This is a genomic window from Roseobacter litoralis Och 149 (assembly GCF_000154785.2).
In the GTDB taxonomy this organism is placed as follows: Bacteria; Pseudomonadota; Alphaproteobacteria; order Rhodobacterales; family Rhodobacteraceae; genus Roseobacter; species Roseobacter litoralis.
The window spans coordinates 4,438,680-4,461,538 of the sequence record NC_015730.1 but is presented as its reverse complement, the minus strand read 5'-3'; the positions used below and the strand labels follow the sequence as shown (position 1 = coordinate 4,461,538).

The 22,859-nt window shown below is 55.5% G+C and carries 21 protein-coding genes and 3 pseudogenes; 11 read left to right on the top strand and 13 right to left on the bottom strand.

Features of this window, described 5'->3' with window-relative positions; all coding sequences use genetic code 11:
• Positions 1–16: 16 nt before the first annotated feature.
• Together RLO149_RS24575 and RLO149_RS24040 are read right to left on the bottom strand one after the other, a co-directional pair.
• Positions 17–229, bottom strand: a complete 213-nt coding sequence (locus RLO149_RS24575; RefSeq protein ID WP_425357854.1) for a hypothetical protein — start codon at positions 227–229, stop codon at positions 17–19.
• Positions 230–962: 733 nt separating this feature from the next.
• Positions 963–2,045 carry a hypothetical protein gene (locus RLO149_RS24040; RefSeq protein WP_148264417.1) on the bottom strand — a complete coding sequence of 361 codons (1,083 nt, stop codon included), beginning with the start codon at positions 2,043–2,045 and terminating at the stop codon, positions 963–965.
• 1,159 nt (positions 2,046–3,204) lie between these two features.
• On the opposite strand from RLO149_RS24040, the gene RLO149_RS21415 reads away from it, so the two are divergent.
• Positions 3,205–3,843, top strand: a complete 639-nt coding sequence (locus RLO149_RS21415; protein WP_013964174.1) for an acetyltransferase — start codon at positions 3,205–3,207, stop codon at positions 3,841–3,843.
• 14 nt (positions 3,844–3,857) lie between these two features.
• Here RLO149_RS21415 and RLO149_RS21410 read toward each other — a convergent pair whose 3' ends face one another.
• Together RLO149_RS21410 and RLO149_RS21405 are read right to left on the bottom strand one after the other, a co-directional pair.
• The gene (locus RLO149_RS21410; RefSeq protein WP_013964173.1) at positions 3,858–5,297 is read right to left on the bottom strand and encodes a hypothetical protein; all 1,440 of its coding nucleotides are present in this window, start codon (positions 5,295–5,297) and stop codon (positions 3,858–3,860) included.
• 867 nt (positions 5,298–6,164) lie between these two features.
• Positions 6,165–6,509 (bottom strand): UDP binding domain-containing protein, encoded by a 345-nt coding sequence (locus RLO149_RS21405; protein WP_013964171.1) that lies wholly within the window; start codon positions 6,507–6,509, stop codon positions 6,165–6,167.
• Positions 6,510–6,544: 35 nt separating this feature from the next.
• Here RLO149_RS21405 and RLO149_RS21400 point away from each other — a divergent pair, with 35 nt between their 5' ends.
• Positions 6,545–7,255, top strand: coding sequence for an IS6 family transposase (locus tag RLO149_RS21400; protein WP_013964162.1), 711 nt, complete (start codon positions 6,545–6,547; stop codon positions 7,253–7,255).
• 433 nt (positions 7,256–7,688) lie between these two features.
• On the opposite strand, the pseudogene RLO149_RS21395 reads toward RLO149_RS21400, so the two are convergent.
• Positions 7,689–8,862: pseudogene (locus tag RLO149_RS21395) on the bottom strand (IS3 family transposase).
• A gap of 242 nt (positions 8,863–9,104) precedes the next feature.
• On the opposite strand from RLO149_RS21395, the gene RLO149_RS21385 reads away from it, so the two are divergent.
• The 3 genes and pseudogenes from RLO149_RS21385 to RLO149_RS24570 form a co-directional block, all read left to right on the top strand.
• Entirely contained in the window at positions 9,105–9,389 is a 285-nt protein-coding gene (locus RLO149_RS21385) for a hypothetical protein (protein ID WP_013964169.1), read from the top strand.
• 100 nt (positions 9,390–9,489) lie between these two features.
• Positions 9,490–9,669 (top strand): annotated as a pseudogene (locus RLO149_RS23480) (IS110 family transposase); the annotation flags it as partial.
• Between the two features lie 110 nt (positions 9,670–9,779).
• Positions 9,780–9,975, top strand: a pseudogene (locus RLO149_RS24570) (IS66 family transposase); the annotation flags it as partial.
• A gap of 47 nt (positions 9,976–10,022) precedes the next feature.
• Here RLO149_RS24570 and RLO149_RS21375 read toward each other — a convergent pair.
• Genes RLO149_RS21375 through RLO149_RS21355 form a run of 5 tightly spaced genes read right to left on the bottom strand, consistent with a single transcriptional unit; the run spans position 10,023 to position 14,478 of the window.
• Entirely contained in the window at positions 10,023–10,751 is a 729-nt protein-coding gene (locus tag RLO149_RS21375; protein WP_013964168.1) for an MBL fold metallo-hydrolase, read from the bottom strand.
• 2 nt (positions 10,752–10,753) lie between these two features.
• Positions 10,754–11,794, bottom strand: a complete 1,041-nt coding sequence (locus RLO149_RS24565; protein WP_044025478.1) for an ABC transporter ATP-binding protein — start codon at positions 11,792–11,794, stop codon at positions 10,754–10,756.
• Positions 11,791–12,564 carry an ABC transporter permease gene (locus tag RLO149_RS21365; protein WP_013964166.1) on the bottom strand — a complete coding sequence of 258 codons (774 nt, stop codon included), beginning with the start codon at positions 12,562–12,564 and terminating at the stop codon, positions 11,791–11,793. Before RLO149_RS21365 ends, RLO149_RS24565 begins: the two co-directional genes overlap by 4 nt.
• Positions 12,561–13,412, bottom strand: coding sequence for an ABC transporter permease (locus RLO149_RS21360; RefSeq protein ID WP_013964165.1), 852 nt, complete (start codon positions 13,410–13,412; stop codon positions 12,561–12,563). The genes RLO149_RS21365 and RLO149_RS21360 overlap by 4 nt, the downstream gene beginning before the upstream one ends.
• Positions 13,413–13,422: 10 nt before the next feature.
• Positions 13,423–14,478, bottom strand: a complete 1,056-nt coding sequence (locus tag RLO149_RS21355) for an extracellular solute-binding protein (RefSeq protein ID WP_013964164.1) — start codon at positions 14,476–14,478, stop codon at positions 13,423–13,425.
• Positions 14,479–14,607: 129 nt separating this feature from the next.
• Between RLO149_RS21355 and RLO149_RS21350 the strand changes: the two genes are divergently transcribed.
• On the top strand, positions 14,608–15,246 hold the full coding sequence (locus RLO149_RS21350) for a TetR/AcrR family transcriptional regulator (protein ID WP_013964163.1): 639 nt from the start codon (positions 14,608–14,610) through the stop codon (positions 15,244–15,246).
• Between the two features lie 499 nt (positions 15,247–15,745).
• On the opposite strand, the gene RLO149_RS21345 is transcribed toward RLO149_RS21350, so the two are convergent.
• Positions 15,746–16,456, bottom strand: a complete 711-nt coding sequence (locus RLO149_RS21345) for an IS6 family transposase (protein WP_013964162.1) — start codon at positions 16,454–16,456, stop codon at positions 15,746–15,748.
• 35 nt (positions 16,457–16,491) lie between these two features.
• On the opposite strand from RLO149_RS21345, the gene RLO149_RS21340 reads away from it, so the two are divergent.
• Both RLO149_RS21340 and serB read left to right on the top strand, forming a co-directional pair.
• Positions 16,492–16,890, top strand: a complete 399-nt coding sequence (locus RLO149_RS21340) for a tyrosine-type recombinase/integrase (protein ID WP_052304820.1) — start codon at positions 16,492–16,494, stop codon at positions 16,888–16,890.
• A gap of 390 nt (positions 16,891–17,280) precedes the next feature.
• On the top strand, positions 17,281–18,156 hold the full coding sequence (serB, locus tag RLO149_RS21335) for a phosphoserine phosphatase SerB (protein WP_013964161.1): 876 nt from the start codon (positions 17,281–17,283) through the stop codon (positions 18,154–18,156).
• A 7-nt stretch (positions 18,157–18,163) separates the two neighbouring features.
• Here serB and RLO149_RS21330 read toward each other — a convergent pair whose 3' ends face one another.
• Positions 18,164–19,144: an asparaginase gene (locus RLO149_RS21330; RefSeq protein ID WP_013964160.1), complete on the bottom strand. Its 981-nt coding sequence runs from the start codon at positions 19,142–19,144 to the stop codon at positions 18,164–18,166.
• A gap of 174 nt (positions 19,145–19,318) precedes the next feature.
• Here RLO149_RS21330 and RLO149_RS21325 point away from each other — a divergent pair, with 174 nt between their 5' ends.
• The 3 genes from RLO149_RS21325 (at position 19,319) to RLO149_RS21315 (ending at position 21,888) form a co-directional block, all read left to right on the top strand.
• Complete coding sequence (locus RLO149_RS21325; RefSeq protein WP_013964159.1) at positions 19,319–19,849, top strand: invasion associated locus B family protein; 531 nt, start codon at positions 19,319–19,321, stop codon at positions 19,847–19,849.
• Positions 19,850–19,957: 108 nt separating this feature from the next.
• Entirely contained in the window at positions 19,958–21,142 is a 1,185-nt protein-coding gene (gene rlmN, locus RLO149_RS21320) for a dual-specificity RNA methyltransferase RlmN (RefSeq protein WP_013964158.1), read from the top strand.
• Positions 21,142–21,888: a DsbA family protein gene (locus RLO149_RS21315; protein WP_013964157.1), complete on the top strand. Its 747-nt coding sequence runs from the start codon at positions 21,142–21,144 to the stop codon at positions 21,886–21,888. The genes rlmN and RLO149_RS21315 overlap by 1 nt, the downstream gene beginning before the upstream one ends.
• A gap of 100 nt (positions 21,889–21,988) precedes the next feature.
• Here the strand turns inward: RLO149_RS21315 and RLO149_RS21310 are convergent, their stop codons facing one another.
• Positions 21,989–22,825 carry an LOG family protein gene (locus RLO149_RS21310; protein ID WP_013964156.1) on the bottom strand — a complete coding sequence of 279 codons (837 nt, stop codon included), beginning with the start codon at positions 22,823–22,825 and terminating at the stop codon, positions 21,989–21,991.
• Positions 22,826–22,859 lie beyond the last annotated feature (34 nt).

Sequence of the window (22,859 nt, the reverse complement as noted above, 5' to 3'; positions counted from 1 at the left end):
GCGGTATTAGCTTCACCTAATGGCCGAGCGCCCCGATCTCGCGCGCCCAGTCATGCGTGGTTGCGCAAGCCTCCATAGCAACGATGCAAACTGGCTGTTGTGCAAAAAATGGCACAACTTGCGCACGGGATAGTTTCTTACGGAATAGAACACTGCCATCAGCTGATGACCCATGCACCTGAAAACTGCGCTTTGCCAAGTCCACTCCGATGATTGTAACCTTGTCCATTGTCGCCTCCTCAGTTTCTGGTCTGTTAAAACAGTACCAGCATGGCAAATCTCGATGCCGTCGGGAGGGGCATCCACTCCATCAGAACAGCGACTTGCTAAGCTGCACACAATCTATTGATCTCTTACAAAGGCAGGTCAGCGTCCACTCCTATCTCGGGCCGTCGTCGTTCGTTATTGTACTGTTGGCATTTTGAAGAAAATTTAGGCAACCATTGATACCACAGAAGCCGCCCTGTCGATCATCTTGGGGCAATTTGCGATAACAACGAAACGATCAACATTTCATCCGGAAAAGGGCCTAAGCGCTAAAGCAGCTGCCACTGCTATCTTGGCGCATGGGTAGAACTTGTATCAAGGTCAACGTAAAGTGAACCCACTATCCTTGCGCAATCGAGAAAGACAGGAAAATTCCTTAATTTCACGCTCTTCAAATATCACGACAAGGTTGCGGCGCGGCGACTTGTCAGCGGCTGATTGCCACTAATGGTGTGCAGGATCGGGTTGTCATAGATAATGAGCCGATCACGCGTCCCATATTTGGCTTCAAGACCTTTCACTCTGTCGATACAACACTAGCTGGGGTTGAGGTTGCACATGTGGTCCGTAAGCCGCAATCTGATGCCACTGGACTTCCTGCGTTCCAGCAGTTTACAGGGTTCCCAGCTTAGTTGCGTCCACACAACGGCCGCCTTCAGGCGTCAAAAAATGTAGCGGAACAGCTGAGACCCGAACTATTCGCGCGCGTCATTCTCGGAGAATTGCTCGGGCGTTTGCATCTGTCTAATTTCGCACCATTCGTCGAGAGGATCGCGAAACACAAACGGCTCATTGACCGTCGAAGCCAGAGCCAGATAATGGGAAAGATTATCAGTTGTTTCGGCAATGTGAATCCGGTCGGATGCATCAGCGAAGTTCAATCCAAGCTGGTCTGACAGGGGCAGACACACGGCAATCTTGCCAACCTGTGCGGCTTGCAGCACTACATTGGAAAAACCGCTGACAACGAGCGATGTATCGCGAATGAAATGCAAAAGGCTGCCGTTGTCTATCTTGCCGTATTTTCCGAATCGGGATTCAATCCAGCGGCGGTCATGGTCCGGATGAGGCCGAATGAGGAGTTCAAACCCGGCGTCGCGAATAATCTGGCAAGCCGCCTCGAAGACGTCTTCCTTTATGGGCTGCAAGGCCAGACCGATTAATCCAGACTCTGCTACCGAGGGCTCTTCTGAAATCGTTTTCGCATAGTCAGTCAGAAACTCTGACATATAGAAGGAAGGCCCCAGAACCAAACCGGTTTTATAGCCCGTTGCGTTGTATTTCCTTTCAACACTTTTCATGGTCGCTGCATCCGAGCAGACGAAGAGGTCCATGTCGCGCACTTCGTATCGAAAGTGATCCGTCCAGAACAGCGCCTGGTATTCGATCGTCGCAACACCCTTTTTTTTCAGACCAAGGATGATGGGCACAAACAACTCAGAACGACTAGGAGAGCAGATCAGGCTCTCAACATCCGCAAAATGCGGATGGTGCATCACGCTGTCGTAGAAACTGACGATCGCGCCCAGCCTGCTGTTTGTGGCTTCGATTGTCTCGTTGAGCAGGGCACCGAACCATATTTCCGGGTTCAGCCCAAAGCTTGGCTCATATTGTGACGCTGATCTGTCGAGGGTAGCATGTACGACCTTGCCGCGAGTCCTTCCCGGCAAAGTAAATCCAAGCGACGCTGACCTGAGTTTGAAATACTTTGAATTAACGTAGAAACCCAGCGTCATATAAAGAGTACTGTCTTCCCGCTTAAAAAGCTTGGGTTTCACGGGGTATCGAGCGTCAACGAGAACGCCGAACCGCTTTCCGAGTCGTTCTTCGGCCTGACCGATTGCTTCTGCGGCAGTCAGGTAGGCCGATCGTGTCGAACGCCCCAGAAACAGAGTTTGCGGACCCTTATCCGAAAGCCGTTCGAAGCCCGGTGGGTCAACTCTGCGCAGGCGCGACAGGAACTCGGGCGCCTTTGCGGTCAGGTTGAAATAGTCAGGCGACCGCGATTGCGCCATGCACCACCATCGTCTACCCCATCGCAGATTTGGAAAGGCCCAATTGCCGAAATCGAGCCACAGATCGCCCCGGTCTATGCGACATGCCTCCAACACCGCCGTGAGCGTTCGCACTTTTTCATATAACCGGTCGGCGAGGTTAAGCTCCATTCCTTGAGACATGTTGAACACATCCGACGAAGAAAAATCGTATCCGGACTTGGCCAGCATGGAAGGCAGATAAAGCTGTACAAGCGCCCGAGCAACACTCCGCGTTCGTTCGGCAATCACGAAATCATCCTCGGAGTATCGGTCAACGGCAGAATCAATATGCACCACTTCAATGAGTCCGCGGCGCTTGTAGCGCGCAATCTGTCGTGCATGTTTCTGCGGAATGTCGGTCTGCAGAAAAACCAGTATCCTGCGCTTTGCACGATAATCGAAAGCGAAGCGCGCCAATCTGACCTGGCTGATTTTCTTCCGCTTAGACGTATGGAGCCAGATGAGGGGTAGCGTTTTCAACACAGGCTCACAGTCTTCATCGTCCACGCCTTTTCGCCTCCCCGGCTTGTAAATTGCTGACGTCAGTACGCCGGTTGTAACCGCGATATCCCCATGTGCTGCGCCAATAATGAGGTGTCTTGGTATCCTCGATCATCCATTCCGTTTAGCCGTGGAAGTCCGTGGCGTCTAGCGTTGGCAGCCCTTGCTGTGCCTGCGTTTGCTGTTTGGACAAAACTAGTGGACCGGCGCACGGATATGGCATAGCCCTTGATCGCAAGACGTTGCGCCTTTAATGAGCGGGATAACAGCCGATGAAGATGCGAGGAAATAAACGCGAAGCGACTGGTTGGGAGCTGGTTTCTTACGCATCAAACGTTGCCGTCTTGGGTCGGTCGCCTGATCAGGACAGCGCGCAAGAGATATGTGGTAGCTGAACGTCATGTCAGACGCGCGCGACCTTTACATTTTTGGAACGGGTGGCCACGCGCGTGAGCTGGCGTGGATCGCTCAAGAGGCGGGCTGGTGTGTCGCCGGGTTCCTCTCGCCTGCTCCCACCGCAGGGGAGCGGCTCGGCGCGGTCGAAATATTTCCCGAGGACAATATTTCAGATTTGCCCGACCATAGCTGCGCGGTGATCGGCATCGGGGAGCCCGCGATCCGTCGAAAAGTGGCGGAGCGTTGGGGGGCTTGTGTCACTTGGGTGACGCTTTGCCATCCGACAGCGACGGTTGCGCGGGACGCCGTACTCGGTTCAGGCACGGTGCTCTTCCCACAGACCGTTGTAGGGCCTTGCGTACGGATCGGACAGCATGCTGTTGTGAACACCGGCGCCAGCGTGAGCCATGACGGTGAGGTGGGCGACTACGCGCTTCTTGGTCCGGGCGTGCGGCTGGCCGGGCATGTTTCGGTTGGCGCTGGTGCCTATATCGGCTGTGGTGCCGTGACACGCGGCGGACACCCCCATGCGCCGCTGCAGATCGGGTGCGATGCTGTCGTCGGAGCGGGCGCGGCAGTGGTCAAGGATGTGTCGCCCCGCAGCCGGGTCGTTGGCGTTCCGGCGCGACCGATGCGCACATAACACTTTTTCCACCTTTATGTCCTTTTGTCGCCTCGCCCTGCGTTCAGAGCGGCAACGATATCTTGTGGCTGCATGGACGGTGCAAAGTACGTTTCAGCATTTCGTGGTTCAGGCGGCGCATCCACGAATGCGGCAGCTTCCTCGACAGTCGAAATCATCGGTATGTCACCCCGGGCGATGACCGCCTCCATAAGTTCAGCCCCTGGTGCGTCCAGCACAACCGATGGACAGCCGAACGCTAGTCCTTCGACGAGCGTGAAGGAATAGACCCCAATCTGCAAGCGGGCCGAGGCCATCAATGCATAGCTGCCCGGCGCACCCCGGGAAAGCGCCAGATTTGCGGGGCGGTCCGGTTCCGCTGCGAGCAGGTTTTCATAACGACTTAAGGATTCACCTGGATGCGGACGATAAAGGATCGGTACCTCAGGGCGCGCCCGCGCCAATGCCACGGCAAAAGCCCAGAGCACCCGGCTCACCGTTGGCTGGCTCATAAAGACGACAGGTGCGCGCCGATCCGCTTTGGCACTGGCAGTGGCCGCTTCCTGTGATGCAAGCCGGGTGATTTGGTCTGATCCTGACACGATAGGCCGCAGCTGGGCCGGATGGGTGACGTTTTCGACCCAGTGAGATCCAAAGAACAACATGTCGGTAGGCGATGCCTCCCGCGGTGGAGATCCCGGCCAAGAATAATTGACCTGGCAACGTGCAACCAATCCATGCTGTACTTCAACGGATTGGATGCCCGCCATCCGCGCACCCGCAAAGGCCGCTTGGCGAAAGTAGGCACCGATCGCAATTAAGCGCTGTGCTTTACAGGCATCGAAATATCGCGCCCATGCCGAGCGCATGCGCAGATGGTCCGTACCAATTCTTTCCGCATTCGCAAAAAGATCGGTCAAATCAGCCCCAAGCGCTGCGCCGAACCGTTCAGTGAATTCTTTCGCGCGACGCTTGTCCGCCTCAGTAGCTTCGAGGCATTCGCGGTTTTTCTTTCTGGCAGTCTTGCTGAAAGCATCGAGATCGTAGACACCTTTCAGCCGCTGCCCCAAACGGTCACTGTCGAAAACAGAGTAAGGTGCGCCGCCAAGCCCTTGAAACAGCGGTCCCAAAAACGGATCCATACCGTCCACCTTGCGCGCGTTGGCAATGAACACCGTTTCGGCCTTTGGTGGTCGCATGCCAGGGGTCATTGTGTACCGATCGATACGCTGGCGCAGCTTTGATGAAAATCTGGAACGCGACACCTCGTCAGGGTTGGCCTGATGCGCTTCTAGGATGCCAGCACGGCGCAGCGCGCCCATAAACAAGGAAAACCGCAGGACCTGCCAAAGGTCCAGTCCATCCCGCCCCCCATAGCGCCATGAAACCAGTTCCATCTCGTCTTCGAGAAGCCAAAGTGCCTCGCAGGCCTCGCGCAGCCGGCCAGATCGGGGAGTGATCAGGGGTTCAGTCACAAAAAAGATATCCTGCTCCGTGACGAAACCTCGCTACAGCCTTTCGCTGAGCCGCACCGCAACATGGGTAGGTGCACCAGGATTCAAACCCAAGATGAGTTCTAGAAACCACGGCCGATATGACACACCCCCCATAAGCCAAAGGCCAACTAAGTGTCGGCATCAGGTTTAGACCAATCAAGTGTTTCTACTTACTAATGAACTTGCTGGTTCGGGACCAAACATTTCAGTTTTGCAATCTGTGAGTTGGAGTGAGAATTAGCCTAAACATCATGAGATGCGATTTCGATAATTCACGCTTATACTTGGTTTGAAGCGTCAAGAAATCTGTCTGGGGTAGACATTCAGACGAAAAGCATTTTTTGTTTGCAGCTACCTCAATCATTCTGAAACTGTTGCGTTTTGATGGCGCTTGAAGTGCGTGTTTAAGCCGCTTTTCGCTCAACCCCACGGGGTTTTTCCATGCTAAGGCTGAATGTACTCGAGGCATATGATAGCAGCCGTGACCTTATCTTAAGAGAGTTCTTTAACGATCTTTTGTTTGTTGCCCCATTTTGCGACATTATACTCAAACAAGCAAGCAACAGCCTGTTGGCGGTATCGGTTGATTTCAAAGCAAGCCATTGCCCTAGAAGGGTTACTTTGTACGCGGCATTTTTCTATGTGCGATATCCGACATGTTCTGATCAAAGTGCTGACCAATACGAATGATAACTTCTTTTGCCGTATCGTTCCGTTGGAAACCGCGAGTGATTAGTGTGCTCTTGATGAACTGTGGGCGCGTGCCAACAGTCGTAGAGATTTTCATGACGGTCCCGTGTAAAATTGATTGGTTTGCTTGTGAAGAACGTGGTGATCGGAACCCCTTTATGCCGTGGGTAAGGTAATGCCCAGTCGTCGATAAACGCCACGTGTGTCGATCAATAATGATGCGTGCTCGGCGATCATCTCATAGTCGAAATGCGTGTGGTCCGTCAGGAGCAAAACGGCATCCTGCTGCGCGAGGGTTTCCGGCGACAGCGGCACGGAGCTCAAATCAAATGAATGTTCGCGCATTACAGGAAAAGTCTGCACATGCGGATCACTGTAGGATATGTCCGCACCCCAGTTGCGCAACAGTTCCATGACGAGAACGGACGGGCTCTCCCGCACATCATCGATGTCACGTTTGTACGCTATCCCCAAGACCAGAGGGACTGTTGCATTAATCAACTTGCTTGGCCACGGTTAAGCTTTTGAGGTTAGCCATGCCACGCGAATCGCCCTTCAAGTACCACCGCTTTCCACGCGAAATCATTCTTTGTGCGGTGCGCTGGTACCTGCGCTATGCTCTGCCTTATCAAGATGTCGTCGATTTGCTCGCAGAGCGCGGGATCCACGCTGATCGTTCGACCGTCTATCGCTGGGTTCATAAGTTTGCTCCGGAGATCACCAAAAGAACCGAAAAACACTTGCGCCGGGCCAGTGTCGAATGGCATGTCGATGAAACCTATATCCGCGTTGGTGGCAAATGGCGCTACCTATGGCATGCCATCGACGCAAACGGGCAGATGATCGACTTCCGTTTGACCGCGCGGAGGGATGCCAAGGCAGCTAAGGCCTTTCTTAACAAAGCGATTGAGCGTGTACGGCTCCATCGTCCGGTCATCATCGTGACAGACAAAGCCCCGACCTATCGCCGCGTCATCCGAGAGATCAACCACCGCTACGATCCGCATTTTGACAGTACCCGACACATCGACCGAAAGTGGCGCAATAACCTCATTGAGAGCGATCATGCGGCGATGAAGCGGATCCTTGGATATCGTCAGAGCTTTCGATCTTTACGATCGGCAAAGGCAACCTTGAGCGGTATAGAAACTATCCGAACGATCAAACGCGGCCACATCCAGCACAGACAACCCGGCGTCCTGGGCGAGATCGCGTTTATCGATGCCCTCTTCTATGGCTCCGCATGAATTCTGGTCATATGAGGGCCCATGCATGTCGTCATCGGATTAATGCAACAGTCCCCTTTTGACCAAAGAGGCTGCGTTCACGTTCTCATCAAAGCACCCCATTCTGCCGCTACACATCTGTCCCGCTCCCCTAGCAGGCGTGGCATTCATCGACCACGCAGGGCCGCCGATGCTGAAAATGTTGCAAGGGCACACGATGGGAGACAACAAAAACCGATTTGTCATGACGACCGACCATTTGGTAACCCCGGCGATCGGGTGGGGACCACCCCAACAGGAAGAGTTGATCTGAGACCCGGGATCGATGAGTCTCAGATTAAAGTGCCAAAAATCTTCGAAACGACCACATTCTGACATTTAAGTGCAAAGAGAAACACAACTCGATGAATACGCAATGGAGCTGTCCCGTTTTAGTGCCGCCCCTAGTGCTCGTTTAAGCCACCTTCCGTTCGAATGCGACAGGGCTTTTCCATCCCAGTGCTGAGTGACGGCGGCGTGGACTGTAGAAGCCGTTGATGTATTCAAAGATTGCCATCTCAGCGTGCCGCCTGGTTTCCCATGACCGCCGCCAGATCAGCTCGGCCTTGATGGTTTTGAAGAACGTCTCGACAGCCGCATTGTCGTAGCAATTGCCCTTCCCAGACATCGACACCTTGAACCCATGTTGGCGCAGAATCTTTTGATAGTCGTGAGAACAATATTGGCTACCGCGATCCGTGTGATGGATGCAGCCCTTTGGTGGCGCACGGAATACGATGGCCATGTTCAACGCCCGTATCGCTAGATCACGCTTCATGCGGTTACTGACGGCCCAGCCGATGACACGGCGAGAATGCAGGTCCAAGATCACAGCCAGATACACCCAGCCTTCACGGGTCCAGACATAGCTGATGTCGCCCGCCCATTTCTGGTTTGGCGCATCTGCCGCGCAGTCACGATCCAGTAGGTTCGGTGCTATATTGAACTTATGATCTCTATCCGTCGTGACCTTGTGTTTGCGTGTTCTGACCACTGATATGCCGTTCTGGCGCATCCACTGCCCGACAGGCGATTTGGCAAAGCCAAATCTGCCGAGAGGGGGCGGCCAACACGGCGGTGACCGATATCCAGGCCAATCTCTTTCAACTCCTCAGTCATGCGCGGCCTGCCATAGCTGCCAAGGCTCAGACGAGATTGTTCTTTGATGTGCGCCAGCGTGACCAAATCAGACCGCTGTCTGCGACTGGCTGGCCGGCTTCGAAATGCGCGTAGCCCGCGTGTGCTGACGCCAACGACATCACACAGCCGATTGGTGGGGAAGCTCTCGCTGTGTTCTTCAATGAACCTAAATCTCATTGCTTTAGGCCCGCGAAGAACTGGGTGGCCTTTTTTAAGATCTCCCTCTCCTCCTTGAGAATACGGTTCTCGCGGCGCAGCCGGTCATTCTCTTGAACGAGGCTCATATCCTCTTTTGACACCACATCCGTGTCTCGATGCGCTGTGATCCACTTGTTCAGTGTGGACATACCTACACCCAGATCGTCAGCCACCTGTTTGCGTGTCAGCCCACTGGTCAGCGCGATACGCACCGCATCTTGGCGAAATTCGTCCGTCCGTTTCAGTCCCATAGTCAGTCTCCTTTGTTGCAGTAAATGCTATCAAAGGGGCGGCATCAAACCGCGACAGGTCCATCCTCGCCAATGCACAAAAAAGGGGCCTCATCGAAGCCTAGCCTCTTGCAGTAAATGGTGTAAAAGCAGCGTACAGAAGCAGGCGGCAAGCAGAACTTCTCTTTAAAAAATTACCTTAACCGGTCTCAAGAATGAACAATTCCATCTCGCAGCAGTTAGGGATGCAAAGGAGAATTAACATGGCCGACAAAACCACCGACAGCACGCAGCCTGAATCGACAGCCGAAACAGAAGATCTGAGTGTTTTCATTCCGGGTGAAGATCGCGGGATCAGCAAGGAACCCATCGATCGCGACGACCCACCGGTCGCAGACCTTGCTCGCGAACTGCCGCCCGAAGTGAAAGACGCGGTGCGTCGCGAAGGAACGTGGGAAGGTGACGCAGGCCGTCACGACGGGGATGATGCGCAGGATTCATCGGGTGAGCTCAGTGGTGCCGAGAATGACAGAGATGCAGGTACCTAAACGATAGCAGGTGGCGACATGAAACGGCAGAGTTTCCACGCGACGATGCGCCTGCTGCAGTCGTCCAGGCCTGCGCACCCGACGCAGCGAGATATCGTGATCCCGCATTGCCAAACGGCACACGCACCGTGACGCACAACCGGGAACTTGGCTCGGTGATTTGCTTTTGCGTAAGCAGCCAACGCTTGTACGCGTGGCACTCGCAAACAAAATGGCACGCATCGTCTGGGCCTTGATGGCGCCCGGCGGTGTCTATCAGTCTCCGACCGCGGCAGCGTAACGCTACCAAAGTCATGAGAACATCGAGTGGCAACTGTCAGAGCAGCGGTACTGGATGGAAGGCTTGACAAAGGACAGCTGCGCGCGGCTTGATCCCCACATTCTTTCCACTCCCCCATGACAGCCGCATTTGGGGAATGGCTTCAGGCGCAACGCTTGGCAATCTCCGCCAGGTCACGCCTCGGCGAGAGACTGACCGACGGCCGCGTCGAGATCGACAGCAACAGTCCCGGAAAATCTAATCCGACTGCTTACCCTCAATTGCAAGAACGCACTATTTGCCTGTCGTGACGAAGATGGTCGCACCTGAGGTCACCGGGGAGTAGAAAAGCTCAGGCAAATTCTCTCACGCCTCTATACATCGTGCGCAGCAAGCCAAGCGCTGATGATCGCTTTGTGCCGCGCGCCGTCATAACTGGGAAAATGCCCTCCATGCACCACACGCACCGGCAAATCGTAAAGCCTCGCCATTGAGCGGTGATAGTCTATGAGATCGGCGTGATAGGTGTCTTCGATCAGAGGGCCGTCATAAACGATGTCACCTGAAAACAGAGTCTCCGTTGCAGCTTCCCATAGTGCTATTCCACCCGGCGAATGCCCGGGCGTGTGGATCACTTCGAATTGCCGGTCGCCCAGATCGATCACATCGCCATCGTCCACCAGGCGCGTAGCTGGGGCAGACTTCACCTTATAGGTCGCAGATTGATAGGGTGCAGGCGGTAAGCGGTCAAAAATATCGTCAGTAACATAGGGGTCAGCCAAGGTTGCTGCACGTGTAGGATTTGCCAGCAAATTCGCCTCTGTCCGGTGGACGCACCGATTGTCAAATTCATGGTGGCATCCGATATGATCGAAATGGGTATGGCTGGCGACGGCCGTTAGCGCACGTTCGGTGACCAGCGGCACCCAATCACGCAAGGACACCACCCCCATGCCGCTATCCACGAGTAAATCCTGGTCACGCCCGCGGATGTGCCACATGTTGCAGCGATAAAATGGTTGGATGAAAGGCTCGTCTATCAAGGTAACGCCGTCGGCCTTGGTTTGGAGGCGATACCAGTCCTCAGGGCGTGCATGGTCCATCTTTATAGCTCCTTTGGGAAGACACTGATTGTGTCGGCGCTTACCGACAAGGTTAGCATCGCACCGGCTGCCGGCATCTCACCGGGTGGCAGATGCGCGATCAATACTAAATTTGGCGCGACATCCGGTACCAGATGCGCGCGAATATGCGTTCCGAAGAAAGCGGCATCGCGCACACGGGCGCTCCCCAGCGTGATTTCAGCTTTGTGTGTGCTTATCGCCTCTGGACGCAGGCATAATGTCGCAGAGCCCAGGAATGGCGCGTTTACGGGTAAGGGGCCAAGGGGCGTCTCAACCCGCTGCCCTGTGACCTGTGCCGGAACATGGTTCATCTCACCCATGAAGTCGGCGGCAAACAAGCTGGCGGGCTGGCGGTAGACGCGCGCGGGCGGGCCCTGATCCTCGATCTTTCCGGCATTCATCACGACGATGCGGTCTGCAATCGCCATCGCTTCTTCCTGATCATGCGTTACATGGACAAAGGTGGTGCCGACTTGCCTTTGGATAACCTTCAATTCGTCCTGCATTGCGCGGCGGAGCTTTAGGTCAAGCGCGCCAAGCGGTTCATCCAGCAACAATACGTCCGGGCCCACTGCCAGAGCGCGGGCAAGTGCCACCCTTTGACGCTGGCCACCGGATAATTCATGTGGGCGCTTTGATGCGGCATCAGCAAGCCCGACCAGCGCAAGCTGCGCCTCCGCCTTTCGGTGGCGTTCTGCACGGCCCATACCGCCCATGCGCAACCCAAATCCGACGTTGTCGCGCAAGCTCATATGCGGGAACAACGCGTAGTCCTGAAACATCGTGGTTGTCGGGCGCTTGGCCGGAGCGACCCGTGTCATATCACGCTCCCCGATCATAACGCTGCCTTGGCTGGGCGCGATGAAACCGCCCAACACTGAAAGAAGCGTGGTTTTCCCGCAGCCAGACGGCCCCAGAAGAGCAACATATTCGCCGGCCTCAATCATCAGGTCGATGTCCTTGAGCGCTTGGAATGTGCCGAACCAATGGTTCAATTCCTTGAGTGTGACAGGTGCGGTCATGACTGGCGCTTTCGAAAAACAAGAAGTTCAAGGATGAGAACAACGGCAATAGAAACAAGAAACACAATGCTGCCGATCGCATTCAACCGCGGTGACAGGCCGGACCGGAGCATCGACCAGATTTCCACTGGCAAAGTCACGTCAAAACGCGTCAGCAGGAACGCGATGATGAACTCGTCCCAACTGAACGTCATCGACAGGAAAAACGCCGCACCAATGGCAGGCGCCAGCATTGGAACAGTCACCAGCACGATAACCTGCGCTTCGTTTGCGCCCAAATCACGGGCGGCACGTTCAGCATTTTGTTGCTGCGCGCCCATCGCCGCGTAGATAATTGCAAACGCGAGCGGCAAGTTGATGACGACGTGGCCGATTCCGGCAGTCATCAGAGACAGGCCCAAACCTGCCTGCGTCAGGACAATCAGCAGCCCCAAACCTACAATCAGGTAGCTGACCGTCAGCGGCGCGATCAATAGTCCCCTGACAAGGGCAGATCCCGGTACGACATGTCTTGCCAGCCCGTAGGCCGCCAAGAACCCGAGGCTGACCGCAATCAAAGACGAGATGAACGCCACCAGCACTGAATTGCCCAAAGCAGCCGTGAGCCGGGTGTCACCCAGAACATCAGCATACCAGCGCAAAGATGGACCGTTGAACGGCGGTACAGGCAATTGTCCGTCCTGAAAGGAGAACAAGACCAGCGTACCAACGGGCAGGTAGATAAAAACAAAAGCGGCCGCCAGATATATCCATGGCAATATGCGCGTCATAGCCGGTCCAATCGCAACCAGCGCACAGCTGCAATATACACCAGCGTCACGATGCCCATCAGAACGATCGCCAATGCAGCGGCCAGCGGGAAATCAGCGCGTCGGCCCAGTTGCACCATAATGACTTGCGGCACTGTTAATTCTGTATTGCCACCCAAGATCTGCGGGGTGACGTAGTCACCAATGCAAAGCACGAAGGTTAGGAAAGCCCCCGTCACGATCCCGGGCAGGGTCAACGGCAGGATCACATGTCGAAAGGTTTGAATTGCGCTTGCGCCCAGATCTTGCGCAGCACGCCGGTAATTGGGCGAGAGTTGTACCAGATTGGCATAGATCGTGAGCGTCAGGAGCATCACAAAGAAATGTACAAAACCTGTAACCGTCGCAAAGCGGGTATTGGCCAGCGTCAAAGGTTCTGCGATCAGGCCAATATTCATCATGGTTTGATTGACCACCCCATCACGCGCCAGCACCAACAGCCACGCATATGATCGCACAACATAAGATGTCCAGAACGGCAAGATCGCCAACAATAGCACCAGTCGCTGCCAGCGCTTGGGGACATTAAACGCAATGATCCATGCCAGCGGATAGGCCAGCAAGACCGAAACCACGGTCACGGTGATCGTAATTTCGAGCGACACAACAATCGCACGCCACAAGAAACGCTTTTCGGCAAGTTCTGCATAGTTCTGTAAAGACAGCCCCCAGATCAGCGTGCGTCCATCGAGCGTTGCAAGGCTCATTGCGCCCATGACGATGAAGGGCACGATGAAAAATGCAAGCGTCCACATCAAAGCCGGGGCTACAAAACCCCAGCCCTGCCCGCGCCGACCGGTAGCGCTCATTCGCCATGCCCTACTGTGATAATGTATTCAGCCACAGGTCCTGCATATCAGAATCCAGCGCATCGTCGGGTGCTGGGTAAAGCTGAGTGCGGGCCAGATAATCGGGTTGCTGGTCCCACCGCAGCACAGCTTTCTGATCGTCAGTCAGAACATCACCAGCGCTCTCATTTGCTGGCATTCCCCAAAAACACGACGACGTCGCCAACCGTGCCTGCCCTTCGGGGCTGACAATATATTTAATGAACTCAAGCGCCAGATCGGGCTGTTGTGTGCCTTCAACGACACCGATCGACTGGGTCCACCGCACCGCACCTTCGGACGGGATCGTCCACGTCAGTTCAGGTTGTTCTTCGGCCAGCACAGCAGTCAGCCATTCACCCCCGCCGACGACAATATCGACTTCACCTGTTGCCAGCGCTGTTTGCGCGGCGACTACGCCGGCAACAGATGCAGCACGCGACCGCATCGTTGTCATGACGCTACCAATTGCATCTAGATTATCACCACCAATGTCCGCTGTAGCGATCCCTTGCGACATCGCAGCAAGTCCCATCACAGGGAGGTAGTAGTCATAGATCGAAATCCGGTCCTGATACTTTTCGGACCAGACAGTTGCTAGCGATTCCATGTCCGCTGGGTCAACCTTACTCGTATTATACGAAATGGTGTTGTAGCCGAACTTTTCGGTCACGGCATAGGTCACGCCATCAACTGTGTTGACGTCTTCCATGACGACCTCAGGGAAAAAATCATCGATAGGAAGTTGATCCGCATCCAGAGGTGCCAAGATGCCCGCCTCCACCGCGCGGAAAACGTCGATGCCGTCGATGACGAGGACATCCCAATCTCCGGGGCGCGATTGGTCCAGCAGTGCGAGTGCCGCGCCAGTCCCTTCGTATTCGCGCAAATTGACGGTGACGTTATGCATCGCCTCAAACGGGGCAATCAATTCGGGATCCATATGATCGCACCAAACCAGAGCATTCATCTGCTCTTGTGCGGCCACAGCACCTGCCGCGCAGGTCAAAACAGTTGTGGCCAACAATGCAGAAGTCAGATTTTTCATGTCCAAGATTCCTTTTCGATGTGGAGTTTGACCGCTTATCGCGGAACTCTTGATAAAAAAGTTGAAGTCATTCATCTTTATAGTCAACACTAAATATTTTTGACGCGACAAGAGGACGAGTAAAAACAGATGGCCGGATTGCGTGAGAAACAGAAAGCAGACCGCGAAAGGCGCATTTTGCAGGCAGCGGTGACTAAGTTTCGGGCAGATGGTTATCGCGCCGTAAGAATCGAGGACTTAGCCGAGATGGCGGAAGTCTCTGTCGGCACCGTTTACAATTATTACCAGACCAAGGGCGATATACTGATGGCCACCGTCACAATGGAGGTCGAAGAGGTCCTTGAAGCTGGCCTCGCGATATTAGCCGATCCACCCGAGGCTGTTGGTGACGCATTGCTCGCTTTGATATTTTCATACTACGATCACTCCCTAAAATATCTGTCTAAAGAAATGTGGCGCAGCGCGATGGCACTGGCGATAGAGGCCCCCGGCACACCCAACGGGCGACGCTACTTTGAGATGGACCAGCGCCTTGCCGCGCAAATGAGCGACCTTGTTGCTGAGTTGCAAAACCGCGGCTCAGTACGGCGCGATATTGATCCCGGACTGGTTGGCATTTTACTTTTCAACAACCTTAACCAAATGTTTTTGGAATTTGTCACACAGGACGATATGCAATTGGACGTCCTACGGACGCGGGTCGCAGCACAAACACTGGCGTTCGGTCAACTGATTGCTTCTGATTTGTGTAACCGGGTCGATCCATGAACGAACGTTTTAGGCTGTGCATGATCTCCAAAAGCTGCCGAAGGAGCAGCCACGATGAAACAGCGCTTTACCCGCAGCGCTGACTGCGATTCAGACTATAACGAAAGTCCGGTTTCCGCCAAAAGGTCCCAAAATACTATGCAGATGTGGCCTCCAACTTGAGCATATAGCGTGAGTAGCGCCGCTCACCCGTACGCGTAACCGCTCCGGTATTAACCAGATCCTATAGGTCACTTGTCGCAGTTGCGCGCGATGTGCGTATGATCGAGAGATAGTTCTCAGCGCTCAGACCTACCGTCACTGTACCCTACCATTGGGTGCAGAAATTCGGGCTGGAGATCCGCAAGCACGCATACGGCCAGCACCGCGCATGGCGGGGGATTCAATGGCATGTGCCCTCTCGGTAGATCACTTCGTGATCGACTGCCGGGTAAAAGATGAGACGGGACTGTTGCATTAATCCGATGACGACATGCATGGGCCCTCATATGACCAGAATTCATGCGGAGCCATAGAAGAGGGCATCGATAAACGCGATCTCGCCCAGGACGCCGGGTTGTCTGTGCTGGATGTGGCCGCGTTTGATCGTTCGGATAGTTTCTATACCGCTCAAGGTTGCCTTTGCCGATCGTAAAGATCGAAAGCTCTGACGATATCCAAGGATCCGCTTCATCGCCGCATGATCGCTCTCAATGAGGTTATTGCGCCACTTTCGGTCGATGTGTCGGGTACTGTCAAAATGCGGATCGTAGCGGTGGTTGATCTCTCGGATGACGCGGCGATAGGTCGGGGCTTTGTCTGTCACGATGATGACCGGACGATGGAGCCGTACACGCTCAATCGCTTTGTTAAGAAAGGCCTTAGCTGCCTTGGCATCCCTCCGCGCGGTCAAACGGAAGTCGATCATCTGCCCGTTTGCGTCGATGGCATGCCATAGGTAGCGCCATTTGCCACCAACGCGGATATAGGTTTCATCGACATGCCATTCGACACTGGCCCGGCGCAAGTGTTTTTCGGTTCTTTTGGTGATCTCCGGAGCAAACTTATGAACCCAGCGATAGACGGTCGAACGATCAGCGTGGATCCCGCGCTCTGCGAGCAAATCGACGACATCTTGATAAGGCAGAGCATAGCGCAGGTACCAGCGCACCGCACAAAGAATGATTTCGCGTGGAAAGCGGTGGTACTTGAAGGGCGATTCGCGTGGCATGGCTAACCTCAAAAGCTTAACCGTGGCCAAGCAAGTTGATTAATGCAACAGTCCCCGTTGAGCTCTTTCAAAAGAAGGCAGTGATCAATCAAACCAAAATCGATGACCAACGCGTCGCGCACCTGTCGCCGCCAGTCATCGCGGCATTGGCGAACATTCCTTCAAACCGCAAACTTGACAGTCTGGTGTTCCAGTATGCCTCTGGCGAAAGCGTGGGGCAGGTCTGGAATAACGTCATTGAGCGAGCGGGTATCGAAAAGCTATCGCCCCACTGTTGCCGCCACGGATTTACAACTTCGATGCTGCAGGCAGGGATAGACCCAAAGACTGTTGCGGTACGCGGTGGCTGGAAAGACGTAGGAACAGTTATGAAATTTTATGCTCATGCGATGGATGATCCGACCGTCATAGATGTGCTTTTTGGCACAAAATAGACACAAGCCCAAGCAATAAATCAAACAAGTAACTGTAATTAAAAGGAAATATAAAAATGACTTGGACCCTTCGTTGGGGAAGGGTGTCCCACGGATGCGGATAATTCACGCGGCCGGCTGGCACAACCCGCTTCTGGAAAGATATCGCGTGAATCTGCGGTTTTGGCGGCCCGCCTGTTCACAATCGGAAACACGCCGAAACCGTGCAACACTCAGGCCCTGCGCTTACGCCGTCAGTCTGGCTGTGCCACTCTGCGAGTAGCCAAGAGCGCCCATCCAAGATGGTCGACCATGATACATCCTGCGAAAAATCAGGCGTTCCGAGGTTGCAGAGCAGGGGCGCAGCTGTGTACTTCGTCCCATACTTCTATCCGATGGGATGCCACGCATATGTTTTCAATCACCCTCATTGCAAAGCCTGAGATGCTTGACCTCGCTTTGGTTGATGCCTTGCGAAATGCGTGGGGCGGTGGGGATATTACGTGGTTGTCACCGCGCGGTGCCGCCGAATTTGAGGTTGCACAAAAGCCGGTAAACCTCTGGGAGGTCTGGGCTGAAGTGCAGGCGCTGGGGGTTGACCTGGTCGCACAATCTGCGACAGGGCGGCGCAAGAAAATGCTGTTGGCTGACATGGACAGCACAATGATCCAGCAGGAATGCATCGACGAACTTGCTGACGAGGCTGGCGTCGGGGAGCATGTCAAAGGGATCACGGCACGGGCCATGAATGGCGAGCTGGATTTCGATGCCGCCCTGCGGGAACGCGTCGGCCTTCTCAAGGGGTTGCCGCTTGCAACCATTGATCATGTGCTGTCATCGCGCATCACTCTGATGCCGGGCGGTCCAGTGCTTTTGTCGACGATGAAGGCCAATGGCGCGCATGCCGCGCTGGTGTCCGGTGGCTTCACGGCCTTCACTCAGTCGGTCGCCAGCAAGCTCGGCTTTGACGAAAACCGTGCCAATACGTTGCTTACCAAAAACGACACCCTCACCGGAGAGGTCGGCACGCCCATTCTGGGCCAGCAAGCCAAAGTCGATGCGTTGAATGAAATCACGCAGCGTCTGGGCATCTCAACAAGCGACGTACTTGCGGTTGGGGACGGTGCGAATGATCTGGGCATGCTGAAAGCTGCGGGCACCGGTGTCGCCCTGCATGCCAAGCCAAGCGTTGCCGCCCAATGTGATATCCGCATCAATCACGGTGATCTGACCGCATTATTGTATCTGCAAGGCTATGGCGAAGGCGACTTCGTGCACCCGGCATAATGGCCTGCTACAGCAGCGCGGGTGCGGCGCGCATATAGCCTGTGGTGAGCCCCCTGCGGTTCAGAATGGGGGCATTCACATATTTCATCGTCGCGGGGTGATCTGCCGCCAGAACGCCCAGTTTGACCAAAATCGCCGCAATCGCACATTCGGACGCGCGCGTCGTCCCATCGGTGATCTTCAGCGCGATGCCGACCTTCTGTTCCGGTATAATCACGTTGAAGAATCCTTCGGCCCCGGTTTTGACAACTGCTTTGCCGTCGGTCGCCCGCATTAAATCCGTACAGGCGCAATTTTCACCCGCCACCAGTTCAGGATGCAGCCGCATGGCCCGGTGCAGGCGCGCCTCGGCACTGTCCTCTGGGCTGGCTGCAAAGCGTGACATCGCGCGGGCCATCCCGTGCAAAGTGCCCGCAAAATTCGGAGCCGAACACCCGTCGATGCCAAAGCCGGGCGATGTTTCGGATGTGACCCTTTCAAACGCCTCCAACACAGCCTTTTGCACCGGGTGATCTGTTTCGAGATACTCCGCATTGCCACCGAGGTGTTTGGACAGCGTCAAAAAGCCGGTATGCTTACCAGAGCAATTGTTGTGGAACTGGCACGGCTTCTCAGCCGCAATGAGCATCTGATCATGCGTCGTCTGATCGTAGGGCATATGCGACCCGCAGCGCAGTGCATCATCTGTCAGATCAAGCGTCGATAGCCATGCGCGGACGCGCTGCGTGTGCATGGGGGCGCCCTCATGCGACGAACAGGCCAGCGCCAGATGTTGCGATGTAAGGCCCATGGCATCTGCGGCACCAGACTCAACCAATGGTAGCGCTTGAATCATTTTCGATGAGCTGCGCGACAACATCACCTGATCCGGATCGCCCCAGGCATCGATGATTTCGCCTGCTCCGTCACAGATCACCGCATGGCCTGTGTGCATACTCTCCAGAAACGGACCGCGCCAGATTTCGACCATTGGAACCGGTTGTGACATTTTTTTCCTCACGTTTTAGCGAATTCTTGCCAATCAGGCTTTCGCCTACTGTCAAGATTGCGCTACTGTTACTTTTATCGAGAAACAAGGTCGTCTGTTGTAAAGAGTGGTGTAAAAAAGACCCGCCGTAACAGAAGGACAGATTGAGGTTAGCACAGCTGGAGGCTGTAAAACATGCGAATTACCAAGAGTTTTCTGGGGTTGGCCAGTGCAACGCTGCTCATCGGATCATACGCCGCTGCGCAAGACGTGAGCAGCAACCGGGTCGCCGCCGAGACCGACTGGAGCGTTTTTGTAGAAAACGATCCAAAAGAATGCTGGAGCGTTTCTGTCCCGACGGAGACGGTAAATACCCGCGAGGGGCGTGTTGTTGCGGCCACCCGGGGCGACATATTGCTGATGGTCTCTTTCCACCCCTCGGCCAATGCCAATGGTCAGGTGGCCTTTACCGGCGGTTATCCGTTCCGGGACGGCAGTCAGGTAACGATGGCGATCAGTGGCACTGAGTATTCCCTGTTTACCGATGGCGATTGGGCATGGCCGGCAAGTGCGGCGGATGATGCCAAGATCGTGGCGGCCATGAAACGTGGGGCAGACGCGGTTGTGACCGGGATTTCCAGCCGGGGGACAACCACCAAGGACACGTTCTCGCTGCTCGGGTTTACGGCGGCAACCGAAGACGCCGAAAAACGCTGCGCGGGCTGACACTGAGTGCATGTGAGGCATCGCCCTGCCCGCGGGTGGGGCTTTTTGTTTTGATCTGTTTGGAAAACCCTATATAGAGCGGCATTCAGCCATTTGAGAGTCGTTCTTATGTCCGCCAACGCGCCCATCACGCAAGATGTCCACACCATTCCGCGCAAATTGCCGGACGGTCCCGTCAATCTGGTTGGGTTGACCCGTGCAGCCATGCGCGACGTGTTGATTGCCGAGGGCACGCCCGAAAAGCAGGCAAAGATGCGTGTGGGGCAAATCTGGCAATGGATCTATCAATGGGGCGTGCGCGACTTTGATCTGATGACCAACCTGTCCAAGGCCTATCGCGCGGAACTCAAGGAAAAATTCGTCGTCGAAGTCCCGGAGGTCGTCACCCGTCAGGTCAGCGAGGACGGCACGCGCAAATACCTTGTGCGCATCGCCGGCGGTCACGAGGTTGAGGTCGTCTATATTCCCGAAGACGGGCGCGGCACCTTGTGTGTCTCCAGTCAGGTGGGGTGCACGCTGACCTGTTCGTTCTGCCATACAGGCACGCAAAAGCTGGTGCGCAACCTCACCGCCGCCGAAATCATCGGTCAGGTGATCATCGCGCGGGATGATCTGGGCGAGTGGCCGGAAATCGGTGCGCCCAAAGACGAAACGCGCCTGCTGAGCAACATCGTCCTGATGGGCATGGGCGAGCCGCTTTATAATTTTGAAAACGTCCGCGATGCGATGAAAATCGCGATGGACCCGGAGGGTATTCAACTTTCCCGGCGGCGCATTACCCTGTCCACATCCGGTGTCGTGCCGGAAATCGCGCGCACCGCTGTTGAAATCGGCTGCCAACTGGCCATCAGCTTTCATGCAACGACCGATGACGTGCGTGACAAGTTGGTCCCGATCAACAAACGCTGGAACATCGAGGTGCTTTTGGAGGCCTTACGGGTCTATCCAAAAGTGTCCAATTCGGAACGGATCACCTTTGAATATGTGATGCTGCACGGCGTCAATGACAGCGACGAAGACGCCCGCCGCCTCGTCAAACTGATTGAGGGCATTCCCGCCAAGATCAACCTGATCCCTTTCAACGAATGGCCCGGCGCGCCCTACAAACGCTCCTCCAACAATCGCATCCGGGCCTTTGCCGATATCATCTACAAGGCCGGGTATGCATCGCCGATCCGAACGCCGCGCGGTGAAGACATCATGGCGGCCTGCGGGCAGTTGAAGTCTGCAACCGAGCGCGCGCGCAAATCCCGCAAACAGATCGCGGCAGAGGCAGGTCTGGCGGGCGCATAGTGCGCCGTCGTGATGTGCTCGTCGTGGGCGGCATCGTCGCCGTTGCCGTTGCTATTCCACCGATACTGCGGCGTATCCCGGCCGATTTCGAATTCGAACCGCTGCCCGGGTTTGCCGGGTTTCGCCGGATCACTGGCGGCAGCATATCCGGGGGCATTGATCCGTTTTTCGGCCTTGATGCGCAGGGCTCAACGAACGTCGCGCCATCACCCGAACGGGCGGCATCGCCCTGTCTGGCTCTTTTCGGGCCAGAGGGCTGGCAGCCCGATGTCGTGCCAATCGCTATTTTCAGTGATTTCAACTGCCCCTATTGCAAAGTGCTTGAACAGCGCTTGATGGAGCGCCGGGACGCTGGCGCGCCTGTGCGACTGATCTGGCATGAAATGCCGCTGTTGGGGGCTGCGTCGCGGCGCAGTGCACAGGCGGTTCTGGCGGCGCGATTTCTCGATGCAGAGGAGGCCGGGCGCGCCTATCTTTCGCAGCGGTTCCTGCGCCCGGGTCCTGCAGCGTTGCAAACAATGGCGGATGCGCTTGACCTGCCCCCTGATGCATTCACCCAGGAGGTATCAGGACCGCGGGTGGCACGGGCCTTGGCCACCAGCATGGATCTGGGTCGACGGCTGGGCATACCGGGAACGCCCGGCACGATGGTGGGGCGGACCCTCGTGATCGGTGCCATCAATGACGCGGACCTCACCAAGCTGATCGAGATCGAAAGGTCGCAACCGCAGACGGTTTGCGCCTAAAGCGTCATGCGAAAAACCTGACTCACCCACCGCCGTCTGAAATCAAGAATTTCAACGGGTTACGTGACACTTGATGTTTCAGGTATTTCGTCAGACGCTCTTAACGACCCGGCATTGTGGCGCGGGTCGGCGTGTCCTGCCAGCGGTCAATTACTTCCATCGCCTCAGTTGCACTTTCCACGAAACTGAACAGCTCAAGGTCTTCCGCAGAAATCGTGCCCGCATCGGCCAGCGCATCCCAGTTGATGATACTGTCCCAGAACTTGCGCCCAAAAAGCAGAACCGGGACGGGCTGCATGCGTCCGGTCTGTATCAACGTCAGCGCCTCGAACAGCTCATCCAACGTGCCAAAGCCGCCGGGAAAGACGCAGATGGCGCTGGCCCGCATCAGGAAATGCATCTTGCGGATCGCGAAATAGTGGAAATTAAAGCATAATTCAGGCGTCACATAGGAATTCGGGGCCTGTTCGTGCGGCAGCACAATGTTCAGACCGATGGACCGCCCGCCCGCGTCCATTGCACCGCGGTTGCCCGCTTCCATCACGCCGGGGCCACCCCCGGTCACGATCACATGTTCCTTGCCCTCGGCTTCCATGCTCTTGAGGGTCATCAGCCGCGCAAACTCCCGCGCTTCGTCGTAGAAATGCGATAAATCAGCCAGTGTTTTAGTCGCAGCGCTATCCTTGCTCGACGGGCTCGGGATACGCGCGCCGCCAAAAAGCACGATGGTGCTGTTGATGCCAAGCGCGTCCAGATGCATCTGAGGTTTCAGCAATTCCAGTTGCAGCCGGACCGGGCGCAATTCCTCACGGCACAAAAAGTCATCATCCGCAAAGGCGAGCCGATACTGCGGCGCGCGGGTCTGCGGTGTGTCCGGGACCTCGCGAATGGCTTTTCGGTCGGCAGAGGCGTGGCGCAAAGGGTGGCGTCGGTTCATGGATAGTCCTCTTTGATCAATCGCTTTGCGTGCA